Genomic DNA, 17092 nt, shown 5'->3' with positions numbered 1-17092 from the left:
CCCCTAGTTTCCGTCCATGTCCGGCGCGCACCTCTATCCCGATTCGGAGCGATTCCTCGTGCTCCTCAACCCCGGCGCGGGCGGCCGCACCGCAGAGCCCGAGACGCTGCGCCGGCGGCTGGGCGGCGCCTTCGCCGCGCGGGGCGTCCCCTTCGACATCGTCGAGGCCGAGAATTCCGAGGCAGGTTTGGACGTCACCCGCAGGGCGGCGGAGCGAGGATACCGGGCCATCGTCGCCGCGGGAGGCGACGGCACCGTGAGCGTGGCGCTTCGCGGCGTCGCCGGAACGTCCGTGCCCGTCGCGATCGTCCCCTTCGGCACCGCCAACCAGCTCGCCCTCAACTTCGACATTCCCACGTCGCTGGAGGACAGCGTGCGGGTCGCGGTCGAGGGAAGGGTGACGAAGATCGACCTCGCGGAAGCAAACGGAGAGACGTTTGCGCTCATGGCCGGCGCGGGCCTCGACGCGCAGGTCATGGCCGACGCCACCACCGAACTCAAGAGCCGCCTCGGCTTCGGCGCCTACATCTACAGCGGGCTCAAAAACGTCATCAACCGCCCCGGCGCCGACTTCCGGATCACCGCCGATGACCAGGAGGTGGAGGTGAAGGCGTCGATGGTGCTCGTCGCGAACGCGGGCCAACTCGGGGCCGGCCCCCTGCCCGTGGAGTTCCGGATGGCGCCCGGGGCCTCCTTCCAGGACGGCCTCATCGACGTGTGCATCTACGCCCCCAGCAACCTCCCGGAGGTTGCCCGCATCATCTGGCGCGTCACGCGAAACCGGTTCTCGGGGGACGACAAGATCATCTACTTCCAGGCCCGCAGCGTCCGGATCGAGGCCGACCCGCCCGTCGCGATAGAAATCGACGGCGACCCACGGGGCGAGACTCCGATGGAGGCGAAGGTCTCACCGCTGGCTGCCCGCATCATCGTCCCCAGGTAGCCCCGCGTTCCCGCGGGAACGTCTGGGCCCCCGGAGTCCCGCCCCATGAGCTCCTCTAGCGGGGGTAGAGCAGGTACGGGCGGCGGAGGGCCTCGAAGGCGGCGACGCCGGCTGCCCATTCCGAAGTGATCTCGTCGAGCGGGGCCCCGCGGTCGATGGCGAGCCGGAGGCCGTCCGAGCCTGCGAGACGGTCGAAGTGCCGCACCCTCCACTCCCACGCGTCGCCGGAGAGCCGACGAGCGGCGAGGAGCGCGGCCACCGCGGTCCGCACCGGATCGTAGGCCGACCGATCCGTGACCGTGAGACGGATCCCGTCGATCTCCTCGCCCCCGAACCTCCCGTCGCTCGGCGATTCCGGCGTGAAGGTGACCGCCCGGATCTCGACTCCCGGCAGGCGCACGGCGCCCGCCACGCCGGCCACGTCTGACGCGCCTGCCACGGCCCGGATCTCCGCCACCCAGGCTTCCCCGTCCAGCCACGGCGCCCCCAGCACCTGAAACGCGGTCGGCGTCCCGCGCCCCACGGAGAGGTTCGTCCCCTCGAACAGGCAGGTGCCGGCATAGTGCGTGGCGCTCTCCAGCGAAGGCATGTTCAGCGACGGCGCGATCCAGGGAAGGCTCGTCTCATCGAACCAGCGGTCCGCGGACCACCCTGCGGCCGGGACGACGTGCAGTTCCACCTCCACGCCGAACGCCCCCCGATACAGGCGCGCGAGTTCTCCCGCCGAGAGTCCGTGACGCACGGGCACCGGGTACATGCCGACGAAGGTCGCGAAGGCGGGGTCCAGCACGGGACCCTGCGTGAGGCCTCCGATGGGATTCGGGCGATCGAGGACGATCATGGGGATGCCCGCGCGCCCCGCCGCCGCCATCGCGAGCGCCATCGTCGATACGTAGGTGTAGTAGCGCGAGCCGATGTCCTGGATATCGAACGCGAGCACGTCGATCGAGGCCAGCATGTCCGCCGTGGGCGCCCGCGTCTCTCCGTAGAGCGAGTAGATCGGCAGCCCCGTCCCTTCATCCGTCCCGTCGCCGATCGCCGATCCCTCCGCTTCCGTCCCCCGGATCCCGTGCTCCGGGGCGAAGAGCGCAGTGAGTTCCGCCTCCGCGTAGCCGTGCAGGAGGTCGATGGAACTCGTGCCATCGCGCCCAACGCCGCTCCGGTTCGTGATCAGCCCCACCCGCCACCCGTCGATGAGATGGGAGGAGTCCGCGAGCAGGACGTCGATCCCGGGTCGCACGGTCGCTGCGGGCGCATCCGCCGCCGCCGATCCCCCCACCGCCTCGCCGGCTCCCGATCCCCCCTCTGGCCCGCGCTCCGCCCCCCCGCACGCGGCAATGAGGAGGGCGATCGGGAGGACGACGAAGAGAAGGGGATGAAGAAGGGGATGGAGAAGCGGATGACGGGGGAGAAGAAGGGGGAGGAAACCGGCGAGCGGATTCACCTCGTGCCGCGTAGGTTCGGGGCAGCGAGCGCGAGACGCGGGGCGGGTGGAGGTCGACATGGTGCGGAGATTAGAGACGTGGAGCGGCCCCCGAAAGCGGGACGGGCGGGGGAGGGCGGTTGTGCCGGCGCGGACGGTCCTGGCTCTCGGGCTGGTCACGCTCCTGGCCGCGGGCTCCTTCGCCTGCCGCTCCTCCGCCGGTCCCGCCGCTTCCGGCCCGGTCGCCGCAGGCCCCGCCGCCTCCGTGCCTGCCGCCACCGACGCTTCCGCCACCGCCCGCTCCAGCGCCGCCGACGCCTCCGCTGCTACCGCCGCCGCTGCCGGCCCGGCTGCCACCGCTTCCCCCGGCACTCGTCCGGTCGAGCCGGCGCTCTCCGCCGACGCGCGAGCCTGGGTGGAGGAGACGCTCGCCGGCCTCAGCCTCCGGGAGCGGGTCGCGCAGCTCGTGATGGTGTGGATGAGCGGCGGCTACGCCCCCCGCGACGACGAGGAGTTCACGCGCATCGAATCCCTCGTGCGCGACGACGCGATCGGCGGGATCGTGATCTCGCTCGGGACCCCCCTGGGGTACGCCGCGCGACTCAACCGACTCCAGGCCTCCGCCGACGTCCCCCTCCTCGTCGGCGCGGATTTCGAGTCCGGCGCCGGGTTCCGCGTGAGCGGCGTATTCGCGCTGCCGAACATGCTTGAGATGCCCGGCGCGACCGTCCTCCCCCCCGCGATGGCGCTCGGCGCGGCGGACGACGAGGACGACGCCTACTCCGCGGGCCGGATCACCGGCATCGAGGCGCGCGCCCTCGGCGTCCACATCACCTTTTCTCCCGTGCTCGACGTCAACAACAACCCCGCCAATCCCATCATCAACACGCGCTCCTTCGGGGAGGATCCCGAGCGCGTGGCGGCGCTCGGCGCGGCATTCATCCGGGGCGCGCACGACGCCGGCCTCCTCGCCACCGCCAAGCACTTCCCCGGCCACGGAGACACCGGGACGGACTCCCACGTCGCCCTCCCGGTCATTCCCGGCGACCGCGCCCGCCTCGACAGCCTCGAACTCGTCCCCTTCCGCCACGCGATCGCGGAGGGCGTCGACGCGGTGATGACGGCCCACGTCGCGGCCCCCGGCATCCTCGGCGCCGGCGCCCCGCCCGCGACGCTCTCCCCGTACTTCATGACGGACATGCTGCGCGACGACCTCGGCTTCGACGGCGTCCTCTTCACCGACGCCCTCGACATGGCCGCCATCGCCGACGGCTACGGCGCCAGCGAAGCCGCGATCCGTTCGCTGGAGGCGGGGAGCGACGTCCTCCTCATGCCGCGCGAGCCGCTGCGGGCCATCGCGGCCGTCGTCGGCGCCGTCCGCTCCGGCCGCCTCACCGCCGAGCGCATCGACGCCTCCGCCCGGCGCGTGCTGGAGTTGAAGGCGCGTGCCCGCCTGCACGAGGGCGCCGACGTCGACCCCGAGGCCATCGCCCGGCTCGTCGGCACCCAGGGGCACGAATCCTTCGCCCGCGGGGCCGCCGCACGCTCCATCACGCTCGTGCGCAACGAGGCCGGCGCCGTGCCCCTCGACCGCATCGAATCGCGCGCCGTGCGCTCCGTCCTGTCCGTGACCTTCGCCGGGACGAACGACCTCGCCGCGGGACGCGTCTTCAATCGCGAACTTGGCCGCGCCGTCCGCGTCCGCCGCGCCCGGATCGGGTTCGACACCCACCCCGCCGTCTACGACTCGCTCCTCCGGCGCGCCCGCTCCGTCGACGCCGTGATCTTCTCCGCCTACGTCCGGCCCGGCGCCGCCAGCGATTCCACCGACCTCCCGGACGAGGTCCGAAGCTTCTTCGACCGCCTCCACGACGCCGGCCGAACCGCCGTGCTCGTCTCCTTCGGGAGCCCCTACCTGCTCACCTCGGTGCCGGACGCGGAGACCTACCTCATCGCGTGGGGCGGGGCGGACGCCTCCCAGGAAGCCGCCGCCCTCGCCCTCCTCGGCGCGCCGATCTCCGGCCGCCTCCCGATCTCGCTTCCGCCCCGTCACGACCTGGGCGATGGCCTGGTCATTGGAGGAAGCGCGGAAGAGGGAGTCCAAGCGGGAGTCGACGCCGGAGCCGAGGCCGGAGTCGAGTCGGCAGCGGCGCTGGGGATGGACGGGGATGCCCTCGCCCGCGTGGACCGGATCATCGAGGCGGCGATCGCGGACGGCGCGGCGCCCGGCGCGGTCCTCGCCGCGGGACGGGGGGACCGGGTCGTCCGGCTGCGCGGCTACGGCAACCTCGATTGGGCCTCCTCCGCCACGCTGCCCTCCGGGGCCGCCGCCACGGATTCGAGCCTGTACGACCTCGCGTCCCTCACGAAGGTCGTCGCGACGACGACGGGCGTGATGCAGCTCATCGACCGTGGCGATCTCTCCCTCGACACCCGCATCGCCGAGCACCTGCCGGAGTGGTCCCAGGGGTGGAAGCGCGACGTCACCGTCCGCCACCTGTTGACGCACCAGGGCGGCCTGCCGCCCTTCCTGCCATTCTGGCGCACTCTCCGAGGGGAGGAGGAGTACCGCGAGGCCTTCGCCGCCCTCGAACCCGACTACGAGCCGGGGGACGACGGCGAGACGACGGTCTATTCCGACATCGGGTTCATGACGCTCGGTTTCCTGATAGAGGAAGTCACGGGACAGCCCCTCGACTACTACCTCAACGAATCCGTCTTCCGTCCGCTGGGGATGAGGGAGACGTGGTTTGATCCGCCCCGCTCGCTGCACCGCCGCACGGCTCCGACCGAAGTGGACACCGTCTACCGGCACCGGCACGTCCACGGGGAGGTACACGACGAGAACGCCCACGCACTGCATGGCGTGGCGGGACACGCGGGACTCTTCTCGTCGGCCCGGGACCTCGCGAAGTTCGCCGCCTGGATCCTCGCCGCCGCGCGCGAAGGCCGAGGTCTCCCCGTCGCCGGGCGCCCCCCGCCGGGGCCGGATACCCGTTCCTTCTCCGCCCGCCTCGACTCGCCCTCGCCGGCGACCATCGCCCGGTTCACGGCGCGGGCCGCCACCGCCTCGAGCCGGGCGCTGGGCTGGGACACCCCCTCCGGACGCTCGTCGGCGGGAGACTACTTCGGTGAAGACGCCTTCGGGCACACCGGCTTCACGGGCACGAGCTTCTGGGTGGACCCGGAACTGGACCTCTTCGTCGTCCTGCTCACGAACCGCGTGAACCCGACCCGGGACAACCGCAAGCACATCGCGTTGCGCCGCGCGGTCCACGATGCCGTCGCGACCTCGATCCGCGACCAGCCGGTGCGGCCCCGCGATCGCGGCGACCCGGGCGATCCCGGCGACCCGGGCGACGCGGGCGGTCCGACGCTCCGGGTGCGCGACCGCTGACCTCTCTCGACCTCGCGATCCTCGTCGTCTACCTCGGCGGGATCACGGCCTGGGGGGCGTGGCTCGGGAAGGGCGCGCGCGGGGGAGAGGAGTATTTCCTGGGCCGGCGCGACCTGCCGTGGGTCGTCGTCCTCCTTTCCGTCGTGGCGACGGAGACGAGCACGCTCACCTTCCTCTCGATCCCCGGCATCGCGTACGGCGGATCGCTCGCCTTCGTGCAGATCGCGGCGGGGTACGTGCTCGGGCGGATCGCCGTCGCCTCCTGGCTCCTGCCTGCCTATCGCGAGGGGCGTCTGCGGACGGCCTACGAGTTGCTCGAGGCCCGCTTCGGGACGGAGACCCGGCGGCTGACCTCCGGCATCTTCATGATCACGCGCCTCCTCGCCGATTCAGTGCGCCTCTTTGCGACGGCGATTCCGCTCACCCTCGTGACAGGGTGGCCGCTCATCACCTCCGTGCTCGTGATCGGGGCCGTCACCTTCATCTATACCTTCATCGGCGGAATCCGCGCGGTCGTCTGGGTGGACGCCTCGCAGATGGCGCTCTACCTGGCCGGCGGGCTCATCGCCCTCGTCGTCCTCGGCGGCGCCGTGCCCGGCGGCTGGCCCGAGATCCTCGCCCGCGCCGGCGACGCCGGGAAGCTCACCGTCATCGACCCCGCGCTCGACTTCGGGCGACCCTACACGCTGTGGGCCGGACTGCTCGGCGGCGCCTTCCTCTCCATGGGTTCCCACGGCGCGGACCAGCTCATCGTCCAGCGCCTCCTCGCCTGCCGCGACCTCGCCGCGAGCCGCCGCGCCCTCGTCGGCAGCGGCTTCGCCGTCCTCTTCCAGTTCACCCTCTTCCTCTTCGTTGGCTTGGGCCTCTGGGCGTGGTACGACGGAGCCGCCTTCGTCCGGGCCGACGAGATCTTCGCGGGATTCATCGTTGAAGCGCTCCCCGCGGGCGTCCGCGGACTCCTCATCGCGGGCGTGTTCGCGGCCGCCATGTCTACGCTGTCCAGTTCGATCAACGCGCTATCATCGACGGCGGCGTACGACTTCTGGGCGGCGGCCCGTCCGGAGGCGGACGAGCGGCGGATCCTGCGCGTGGGGAGGATCGCGGCCGTGCTGTGGACCGTGCTGCTCGTGGCGGCGGCGATCGGGTTCATCCCCCTGAGCGAGGAGAGCACCGCCGTGGAGGTGTCGCTCGGGATCGCGTCGCTCGTCTACGGCGGGCTGCTGGGGGCGTTCGCGCTCGCCCGCTTCTCGCGCCGGGCCACGAGCCGCTCGGCCCGTCTCGGGATCGCCGTCGGGATCGGGTCCGTCACCGCGATATGGATTGGGGCGCGGGCCGCGGTCGCCTGGCCCTGGTTCGTCCTCATCGGCACCGCGATCACGGTGACGGTCGGCCTCCTCGCCGGCTCCCGCCGCGGTTCGCCCGCGCCGGAGTGAGACCGGGAGTGGGGCCGAGAGTGAGATCGCGGGGCGTCCGCGCGCTCGCGGTGGCCGCTCTCGTGTGGGCCGCCGCCTGCGGCGATGGGGAGCCGGACGTCATGGCGCCCGTCCCCGCGCCGAACCGCGCGCCGGAGGCGGTGGGGACGATCCCCGCGCGGACGCTCCCCGTCGGAGACACGGCGACGGTGGACGTGTCGGCCCACTTCCGCGACCCCGACGGTGACGCGCTCTCCTACACCGCGGAGTCATCGAACGCGGACGTCGTCGGCGTTTCGGTATCCGGCAGCGCCGTCACGGTCACGGCCGTCGCCCGGGGCGTCGCCACGATCACGGTGACCGCACGCGATCCGCAGGGTCTCCTCGCCCAGCAACTGTTCGAGGTCACGGTGCCGAACCGGGCGCCCGCGGTCGGGGACACGATTCCCGCCCGAACGCTGTTCACGGGCGAGACGGCCACCGTGGACGCCTCCGCCCACTTCCGGGACCCGGACGGCGACGCGCTCACCTACACGGCGACCTCTTCGAGCCCCGAGGTCGTGACCGTCACGGTCTCCGAGGCCACGCTGACGATCCGCGCGGTCGCCGCCGGCGTCGCGACCGTCACGGTCACCGCCAGCGATCCGGACGGCGCCGGGGCGGAGCAGCGCTTCGAGGTCACGGTGCCGAACCGCGAGCCGGAGGCCGTTGGGACGCTCCCGCCGCGGACGATCACCGTGGGCGAGACGGAGCCCGCGGCCGTGTCCCCGTTCTTCCGGGACCCGGACGGAGACGCCCTCACGTACGCGGCGGCCTCGTCGGACAGCGCGGTCGCCGCCGTCACCGTCTCGGGCGATACGGTGACGGTCACGGCGCTCGCGAAGGGTGTGGCGACGGTCACGGTGACGGCGACCGACGGAGGGGGACTGACCGCCGAGCAGCGCTTCGAGGTCACGGTGCCCAACCGCGAGCCCGAAGTCCTGAACCCGATCCCGGCCCGTACGCTGCTCGAGGGCGAGACCGCATCCGTGGATGCGTCCACTCACTTCCGGGACCCGGACGGCGACCCGCTCACCTACACGGCGACCTCCTCCAGTCCCCTCGCGGAGGTCACGATCTCCGCCGATACGCTGACGATCCGCGCCGTCGCCAGCGGCGTCGCGACGGTCACGGTGACCGCGACCGACCCGGAGGAAGCCGCCGCCGCCACATCGTTCGACGTCACCGTCGTCCGCCCCGCGACTCCCTTCGACATCGAACTCGTGTTCGCGACGTCGATGACCGCGGCGCAGGAGGCCGCGTTCCGCCGGGCGGCGGAGCGATGGATGGAGATCCTGGCGCCGACGGACCTGCCCGACGCGCGGATGGACCGGACGCTGGGCTGCGGCGGCGATCCGAGATTCGAGCGCTACGTGGAGACGATCGACGACCTGATGATCGTCGTAGCGGTGGTCGAAATCGACGGTCCGCTCGGCACCCTGGGACGCGCCGGGCCCTGCTGGCTCCGAGTCGCGTCATCGTTGCCCCTCTATGGCCGGATCGAGATGGACGCCGCCGACCTCGGACGGCTCGGGGCCGCAGACCTGCAGGAAGTGATCCTTCACGAGATGGGTCATGTGCTCGGCATCGGCCTTGTGTGGCGGCGTCTCGACCTGCTCCGGAACCCCGCCTCGGCAACGTCGGCGCCGGACACCCACTTCGCGGGCCCGCTGACCATCGCGGCGTTCGACGAGGCGGGCGGCACGAGCTACGGCGGCGCCAAGGTGCCCGTGGAGAACATGGGCGGTCAGGGATCGCGCAACAGCCATTGGAGGGACACTGTCCTCGCGCCGGAACTCATGACGCCGTACCAGCGCCTCGGGGTGGCCGAACCGCTGAGCGCGATCACCATCCAGTCGCTCGCGGATCTCGGCTACGAAGTCGACGCGACGCTCGCCGACCCCTACCGCCTGCCCGACGCGGCCCTCGCCCGCGCCCTCGAGGGGGCCCCGAGAATCCCCTACGGAGACGACATCTGGAGAGGCCCCCTGATCTTCGTCGACCCCAACGGCCGCATCACCCGCGTGATCCCCAGGTAAGGGGACAGCGCCTGCGTCAGGCGGGCTCCGGCCGGCTGAACCCGTGCACCACGGTCTCGGAGAGGGTCGCGAACTGCGCGGCGATCTCCTGGCGCATCGTGTCGAATCGCGCGGCGATGTCCTGACGCATCGTGTCGAATCGCGCGTCGATGTCCTGACGCATCGTATCGAATCGCGCGTCGATGTCCTGGCGCATCGCGTCGAATCGCGCGTCGATATCCGCGCCCATTGTGTCGAGTCGCGCGTCGAACCCATCCATTCGCGCGTTGACGTTCTCATGCAGCCGGGCGACGTGTTCGCGGACATCGGCGTAGCCAACCCGCAGTTTGGACATCTCGTCGGTGAGAGCGACGAACCGGCGTTCCCACTTCACGTCCATCGCCCCAAAGCGGTTATCGATGGCCTCGAAGCGGTGGTCTATCGACGCGAAGCGGCGGTCCATGGCGTCCAGACGGCCTTCGATGGCTTCGAAGCGGCGGTCCATGGCGTCCAGACGGCCTTCGATGGCTTCGAAGCGGCCATCCATGACGTCCAGGCGGTTCTCGATGCCCTCGAAGCGTGGCTCGAGCGCCTGCACGACCGCGGCCACCAGGGCCGCATCGCGGTCGTTACGTGTGAATCTGCGGATCAACAACGTCCCTCCCGTCGTCCCCGGATCTGCGTGACGCCATAACCTTGCCCGGCGCCATCAACGGGGTATCAAGACGGGCTCCGCAGCCCGCCGCCTGCGACCGCCCGCCACATCAACCTAGCCGGCCGGGCCCCCGCGCGCGTGGTTCGGCCGGGCGCGAACCGGACCGGCAGGCGCGCGACGCGGCGTGAAGCTGGCGCGGGAGCGCCGGGCGCGTCTACGATCCCCGGCTATGGAAGAAACCAGGGAAAACTCGAACCCGACCGGCGCCGACCGGACCGGGGCCAATGGCGCCGACGCGGCCGACGGCGGCGGCGCTCTCATCGTGCGGGGGGCGCGGGAGCACAACCTCCGCGACGTCGACGTCGAACTGCCGCGCGACCGGCTCATCGTCGTCACCGGCCTCTCCGGCTCCGGCAAGTCCTCGCTCGCCTTCGACACCATCTACGCGGAGGGGCAGCGCCGCTACGTCGAATCCCTCTCCGCCTACGCCCGGCAGTTCCTCGGCGTCATGGAGAAGCCCGACGTCGACGTCATCGAGGGACTCTCGCCCGCCATCGCGATCGAGCAGCGCACCGCCGGCGGCAACCCGCGCTCCACCGTCGGCACCGTCACCGAGATCTACGACTACCTCCGGCTCCTGTGGGCCCGCGCCGGCACCCCCCACTGTCCCTCGTGCGGCCGCCCCGTGCGCCCCCAGTCCCCGTCGGAGATCGCGCAGCAGATCCTCGGCTGGCCCGCCGGCGCCCGCATCGAAGTCCGCGCCCCCCTCGTAAGAGGCCGCAAGGGCGAGTTCCGCGACCTCTTCGAGCGCACGCTCAGCGACGGCTTCGTGCGCGCCCGCGTGGACGGCGAACTCGTCGACCTCTCCGACCCACCCCTCCTTAACCGGCGTCGGAACCACGACATCTCCGTCGTCGTCGACCGGCTCGTCGTGCGCGCCTCCGACCGCGAGCGCCTCTCGGACTCTGTGGCCACCGCCCTCCGCATGGCCGACGGCGTCGCCGAGGTCGCCCTGGAGAACGGAGATGCCGGGGGCGACGAAGACGGCATCCACCTCTTCAGCGAGCGCTACGCCTGTCCCGGCTGCGGCCTCGGCATGCCCGAACTCGAGCCCCGGCAGTTCTCCTTCAACTCCCCCTTCGGCGCCTGCCAGGAGTGCGACGGCCTCGGCCATCAGCGCGTCCCCAACGCCGACCTCATCGTGGGCGGAGACCAGATCTCCATCCTCGAGGGCGTCCTCCTCCCCCTGGGGACCCCGAGCTGGAGCGGCCGCCGCCACGCCCTCGCCCGCCTCGCGCGCAAGCTCGACTTCGACCTCAACACCGTCTGGGGCGACCTCGACGCCGACCAGCAGGAGGCGATCCTCTACGGCGACACCGACGTGGGATGGGAAGGAGCCGTCGCCGCCACCCTGCGCCGCTACCACGACACGACGAGCGAGCGCGTGCGCCTCGCGCTCGAGGAGTACATGACGCTCTCCACCTGTCTCGCCTGCGACGGCGGCCGCCTGCGCCCCGAGAGCCGGGCCGTGACCCTCGAGGGACTCTCCCTCCCCGCGCTCACCGCGCAATCCGTGGCCGAACTCCGCCCCCTCCTCGGCGGCTGGCTCGCCGAAGCCCGTGAAGCCGGCGGCCAGGCGGCCGAGATCCGCGTCCCCATCCTCAAGGAAGTCGTCGAGCGCCTCGAATTCCTCGACCACGTCGGCCTCGGCTACCTCACCCTCGCGCGTTCGGCCGGCACCCTCTCCGGCGGCGAGGCCCAGCGCATCCGCCTCGCCACCCAGATCGGTAGCCGCCTCGTCGGCGTCCTCTACGTCCTCGACGAACCCAGCATCGGCCTCCACCCGCGCGACAACCGCAAGCTCCTGCAGACGCTCGGCGCCCTGCGCGACCTCGGAAACACCGTTCTCGTCGTCGAGCACGACGAACTCACCATCCGTCGCGCCGACCACATCGTCGACATGGGGCCCGGGGCCGGGCGCGAGGGCGGGGAAGTCGTCGTCTCCGGCGACATCGACCGGCTCCTGGCCGACGACCGCTCCCTCACCGCCGCCTACCTGCGCGGCGAGCGCGAAATCGCCGTCCCCGAACGCCGCCGCCCGCCGGAAGGCGGCCGCCTCGTCGTGCGCGGCGCCCGCGAGCACAACCTGCGGGCGATCGACGTCGAGTTTCCGCTCGGCACCTTCATCTGCGTCACCGGCGTGTCCGGCTCCGGCAAGTCCACCCTCGTCGAGCAGATCCTCTACCGCCGCCTCGCGCGCGAGATCTACCGCTCCAAGCTCGTCCCCGGCGCCCACGACGCGATCGAGGGCATCGACCTCTTCGACAAGGTCATCGACGTCGACCAGAGCCCCATCGGCCGCACCCCGCGCTCGAACCCGGCCACCTACACCGGCCTCTTCACCCCCATCCGCGAACTCTTCGCCCGCCTGCCCGAGTCGAACATCCGCGGCTACGCGCCCGGGCGGTTCAGCTTCAACGTGAAGGGCGGGCGCTGCGAACCCTGCCGCGGCGACGGCCTCGTGAAGATCGAGATGCACTTCCTGCCCGACGTGTACGTCCCCTGCGACATCTGCCGGGGGCGCCGCTACAACCGGGAGACGCTCGAGGTCCTCTACCGCGGGCGGAGCATCGCCGACGTGCTCGCGATGAGCGTGGACGAGGCGCTCGAATTCTTCGACGCCGTGCCGTCCGTGAAGCGCCGCCTGGGCACCCTCTCCGACGTCGGCCTCGGCTACGTGACGCTGGGCCAGCCCGCCACCACGCTGTCCGGCGGCGAGGCCCAGCGCGTGAAGCTCGCCACCGAACTCGCGAAGACGAGCACCGGCCGCACCATCTACATCCTCGACGAGCCCACCACCGGCCTCCACTTCGAGGACGTGCGCCTCCTCCTCCGCGTCCTCCACCGGCTCGCCGACCGCGGCAACACGATCATCGTCATCGAGCACCACATGGACGTCGTGAAGACGGCGGACTGGGTCATCGACATGGGACCGGAGGGAGGGGCGGGCGGCGGCCTCGTCGTCGCGGAGGGCCCCCCGGAACTCGTGGCCGCGACCCCGGGCAGCCACACCGGCCGCCACCTCGCCTCGCTCCTGCCCGAATCGAGCCGGGAATCGACCCCGAAGTCGAGCGGAACCCTGGCCATATGATCGGTGTAGGGCCCCGTATCAGCGCGCGGTCCGGCGCAGCAACACTTGGCGGAAAACTTGACGGCAGGTGCGAATCGGTGCGATACTCCAGGTTACGCGGGGGACTGGGTGGTGGAGAGTGTGGAGGGGCCTGCCTCGATCCCCCCGAAAAAACGTGATCCGAAGTGATGGGTTCACGGACTTGCTCGACCGAAGGAAACATCGACGAAAACAAGGTGTTTTTGCGGCTTCCGGCGCTCTTGCCACCCTGCAAGGCCGTTGGTATGTTCAGCCCGATTTCACGGGCTGGGGTGTGGTGCATCGTTGGTTAACGGTGGTATGTTGATCGATCGAGTCAGCCATACACCCGAAGGACTCCATCCTAGGAGGAGTGAAGAATGAAAAAGGGTACCAAAAGGCTGTTGACGGTCGGGGCGGTCCTGACCATCGGCGCTTGCGGTGACACCGTCGAGGTCGTCACGCCGCCGTTTCCGGACATTCCGCCCATTCCGGCGCCGGTAATTCCACCGCCGCCTCCGCCTCCACCGCCGCCTCCGCCGCCGCCTCCGCCGCCTCCGCCTGTTAACCAGGCTCCGGCGCCGCAGGGGACGATCCCGGCGCACTCGGTGGTCGTGGGTGGTACGGTCACGCAGGACGTGGCCGGCTACTTCCGCGACGACGATGGCGACGCACTGACCTACGCCGCGTCAAGCTCGAACTCCGACGTGGCGACGGTCTCCATGGAGGGCACGGTCGCGACGGTCACGGCTGTGGCCGTGGGTAACGCGGTTGTGACAGTGACGGCCAGCGACCCGGACGGCGCCTCCGCGGCGCAGGCGTTCGGCGTTGAGGTCAAGGACGAGGACGAGGGGGTCCAGCAAGCGACCGTGACGATCTTCGGTCTGCGGGAAGTCGGCGACCGCAACACTTCGGTCGACCCGAGCAACGTGGCCGGCGACATCTCCGTCCTTCTCGACGTGCAGTACAACGACGAGACGGTGACGGGCGTCGACCTCATGCTGGGCGACGAGGTCATCTCCTGTCGCGGCGCTTCGAGCGATGCCGCCGCACCGACCGGCGTGGTGCCGGGTGTTGCCGACTCCGGCAGCTCGGTCGAGATCGAGTGCTTCTTCGACACCGACCAGGTGGCCGGCGAGTGCATGGGCATGCAGCTCGATCCCCGGTTTGCCAACGGAGTGCACGAACTCGGCGCGCGGATCACGACGTCCGACGGGTCGACACGCGAGGCCCTCGCCACCCAGATGATCACGTTGAAGAACTCCAACTACGTGATGATCGATCACAATCCCGGTGGCACGTCGCTCGTCGTTTCGGGCGTGACGTACTACGGCGGTCCTTCCAGCGACGACAACTTGAACACGTTCGACGTGTGTCCGGTGGCCTTCGATGGGACGATGGTTGGTGCGATCGGCCTGCGTGGCATGACGGACACGATGAAGGGCGACGGCTCGTACGGTGACAACCTGTCCTTCCGGACCCACCGGACGGGGCGCTACGGCGAGTACAACGGCGCACGTCGCACGGACAGCGAAGCGCCGTTCACGTGGACGGTTCTGTCGAGCCAGAACGCCCTCACCGAGGACCGGGCAATGGACGGTCACGGCGGGCACTGGATCATCCAGGACGGCACGATCAGCGATCCCGACGGGCTCGACATCACGGACAAGTTCATGCCGGGCGACATGGAGAACGACCTGACCAAGATCGGCCCGGTCTACTTCGACTTCGCTTCGCCGCGGCTCGGTGGCGCAGACGCGCCATCCGAAGTGCAGATCGGCGGTGCAGCCGTCGTCGCGGGGACATACTACTCCGACGTGAAGAGCGGCCGGGCGCAGAGCGTCTCCGTCTCCAACGTCACTGAAATGGGTTCCGGTGGTGCGAGAGGAAACAACACCCAGGTCATCGCGGTCGGTGACTGCTCCGTCGGGGCCAACGTTGACGGCGGCCGGGCGGGCGCGGGCACGCCGTTCGTGGCCGTGGTCGACGACGCCAACGTGGTCGGCGACATCCCCGAGGACGATGCGGTCGCCGGAGAGCTGAGCGACGATGGCGGCGTGGATTGCTACACCGCCGAGCTGCAGTCTCTGACCGACCCGCTGGGGAACTCGAGGAGCATGAGCACGGTTCGGATCCAGACGGCCGGGCACTTCGGCGTCGACCGAGGGAGTCCCGTGATCGACGATCAGGAGCCCGACGAGGTGCTGGTGCTGAAGGGCGGCTCCATGCTCACGTTCGAAGTCGAGGATCCCGATCTCGAGACGGGCGAAGCGGGCACCGGCGTCAATGCCGCCGGAATCCTCGCCTGGGCCGGTTCCAGCCGTAGCCGCGCCTACTGGATCGGCGACAGCTTCGTGTCGGAGAGCGACGGACTGGTCATGATTCCGACGCATGTCGGCCGCACCTCGCGGGTGGGCGCTTCGGCCGGTGAGGACGGCAGGCACACGGTGTCCGTCGCGGTTCCGGACGGCTCATCGCCCGCCAACTACGGGGTGACGAGCTTCACCTTCGTGCGCGACACGAAGGATCCGGAGTTCGTGGTGAGCAAGAGCCAGTCGGACATCGGCTTCACCAATTCGCCCTCCGTGCTCGCGACCGTCGGCGGCGTCATCTCCGACGGTTCCGTGATCCAGAAAGCGGAGCTGAGCATCCGGAAGATCGCGGCAGCCGGCGACGCCTGCGCATCCGGCGATACGCTCTCGCAGGGCCGGACGGGTCGCGTGGCCCGCAACAAGCGGGATCTCGAGAACGACACGAACTCGATCGAGTTCGATGAGTCGTTCACGATCCGGAGGCCCACGGGTACGGGCGCCGGTCCCGAGACGTACTGCTTCCTCCTCGATGTCGAAGACTCGGCCACGGATAGCGACGGCCGGGGCGACGGCAACGGCGCGCTGTACGATGTCGGCCAGTTCAGCGTGCAGTGGCCGGAAGGTCCGGCACCGCCACCTCCGGGTCCGACGTTCGAGTTCCAGACGCGAACGGACGACGCGGATCCAGCGACGGCGACGGCTGCCGATTCGCTGAGCGTGGGCGAGGGCGCGACGACCGATAACGTCTACCACGTCACGCTGAAGGATGCGCCGTCGAGTGCGACGTACCCGCTCGCGCTGATGATCGATGGCCCGGCGACCGTGACGGCGGCGGAGTCCGGCGGCGGCACGCTGGAGTTCGCGTCGGCGACGGATACGGTCTCGGTGGCAGTCACCAACGCGCACGACCTGAACATCATGTCCGAGATGCACAGCCTGACCCATAAGGCGACGGGCTTTGACGACACCGACTTCGCGGTGCGCGTGATGGACGACGACTACGCGATCTCCGTGAATACGCCGTCGGTGCGCGAGGATGACGATGCCGTGAAGGTGGCGGTGACCTTGACGGGGGCCCCCAACGCCAGCCCAATCAGCGTGCAGTTCACTGCTGGCGGGGCTGCGACCGCGGATGATTTCACGGCCATCACTGCGATCGACATGACGATCCCTGCCGGTATGACGTCGGTGACGGACACCGTCGAAGTGGATGCCACCGATGACGGCAACCAGGACGAGCAGAACGATTCGATCTCGGTAAACGTCAGCGGAAGCGCTCCCGCCGCGGTGTACTACGCGCCGGCGGAGATCATGATCATCGACGACGATCCGGACATTCAGCTGTCGCTGAGTCAGTCCGCCGCGGCTGAGGGTGACGGTGCTGTAACCCTCACGATCACGGCCACGGCGAAGAGCGCGGTGAGCGGGATCGTCACCGCCTCGGTAGCGATTGCCGGTGCTGATGGGGCTGTTGCGGACACCGACTACACGGCCACGACCCCCGTGGAGCTTAGGATCGATGCGGGAGGAACGGTCGGTACGGCGACCACGACGGTGACGATCTTGGATGACGCCGACGACGACGATGGCGAGACGATCGAGTTCACGGCCGCCAACGTCACTATCGGAGCCAAGGCGTACACCTTCGGTAGCGTCAAGCTGGCGATCACCGACAACGACGACTCGTAACCGCCGGAGCCGCGAAAGCGGCGTCAGTACCGGTCGAAGTTGGAGAGGGGCCCGGC

8 protein-coding genes are annotated in these 17092 nt (G+C 70.3%); 6 read left to right on the top strand and 2 right to left on the bottom strand.

Annotated elements, in window-relative coordinates; genetic code table 11:
• Positions 1 to 16: 16 nt before the first annotated feature.
• Positions 17 to 943 carry a diacylglycerol kinase family lipid kinase gene (locus tag RN729_RS04080; protein ID WP_310782405.1) on the top strand — a complete coding sequence of 309 codons (927 nt, stop codon included), beginning with the start codon at positions 17 to 19 and terminating at the stop codon, positions 941 to 943.
• Positions 944 to 998: 55 nt separating this feature from the next.
• Here the strand turns inward: RN729_RS04080 and RN729_RS04075 are convergent, their stop codons facing one another.
• Complete coding sequence (locus tag RN729_RS04075) at positions 999 to 2387, bottom strand: DUF1343 domain-containing protein (RefSeq protein ID WP_310782404.1); 1389 nt, start codon at positions 2385 to 2387, stop codon at positions 999 to 1001.
• A 121-nt stretch (positions 2388 to 2508) separates the two neighbouring features.
• On the opposite strand from RN729_RS04075, the gene RN729_RS04070 reads away from it, so the two are divergent.
• From RN729_RS04070 to RN729_RS04060, 3 genes are read left to right on the top strand one after another with little or no spacing between them, the layout of a single operon-like run.
• Positions 2509 to 5763, top strand: coding sequence for a glycoside hydrolase family 3 N-terminal domain-containing protein (locus RN729_RS04070; protein ID WP_310782403.1), 3255 nt, complete (start codon positions 2509 to 2511; stop codon positions 5761 to 5763).
• A complete protein-coding gene (locus RN729_RS04065) occupies positions 5760 to 7196 on the top strand; it encodes a sodium:solute symporter (protein WP_310782595.1) in 1437 nt (478 codons plus the stop codon). Before RN729_RS04070 ends, RN729_RS04065 begins: the two co-directional genes overlap by 4 nt.
• Positions 7197 to 7216: 20 nt before the next feature.
• Positions 7217 to 9253, top strand: a complete 2037-nt coding sequence (locus tag RN729_RS04060) for an Ig-like domain-containing protein (RefSeq protein WP_310782402.1) — start codon at positions 7217 to 7219, stop codon at positions 9251 to 9253.
• Between the two features lie 16 nt (positions 9254 to 9269).
• On the opposite strand, the gene RN729_RS04055 is transcribed toward RN729_RS04060, so the two are convergent.
• Positions 9270 to 9842: a hypothetical protein gene (locus RN729_RS04055; RefSeq protein ID WP_310782401.1), complete on the bottom strand. Its 573-nt coding sequence runs from the start codon at positions 9840 to 9842 to the stop codon at positions 9270 to 9272.
• A gap of 274 nt (positions 9843 to 10116) precedes the next feature.
• Here RN729_RS04055 and uvrA point away from each other — a divergent pair, with 274 nt between their 5' ends.
• Both uvrA and RN729_RS04045 read left to right on the top strand, forming a co-directional pair.
• Positions 10117 to 13038: an excinuclease ABC subunit UvrA gene (gene uvrA / locus RN729_RS04050; RefSeq protein WP_310782400.1), complete on the top strand. Its 2922-nt coding sequence runs from the start codon at positions 10117 to 10119 to the stop codon at positions 13036 to 13038.
• Positions 13039 to 13643: 605 nt separating this feature from the next.
• Entirely contained in the window at positions 13644 to 17036 is a 3393-nt protein-coding gene (locus RN729_RS04045; protein ID WP_310782399.1) for an Ig-like domain-containing protein, read from the top strand.
• Positions 17037 to 17092: the final 56 nt, after the last annotated feature.

Source organism: Candidatus Palauibacter polyketidifaciens, from assembly GCF_947581785.1.
GTDB classification, from domain to species: Bacteria; Gemmatimonadota; Gemmatimonadetes; order Palauibacterales; family Palauibacteraceae; genus Palauibacter; species Palauibacter polyketidifaciens.
This window is presented reverse-complemented; position numbering and strand designations above follow the sequence as displayed.

What these genes read in the sequence shown, in the direction of transcription:
- RN729_RS04080 (WP_310782405.1), top strand. Translation starts at nt 17, where the DNA reads ATGTCCGGCGCGCACCTCTATCCCGATTCGGAGCGATTCCTCGTGCTC.
- uvrA (WP_310782400.1), top strand. Translation starts at nt 10,117, where the DNA reads ATGGAAGAAACCAGGGAAAACTCGAACCCGACCGGCGCCGACCGGACC.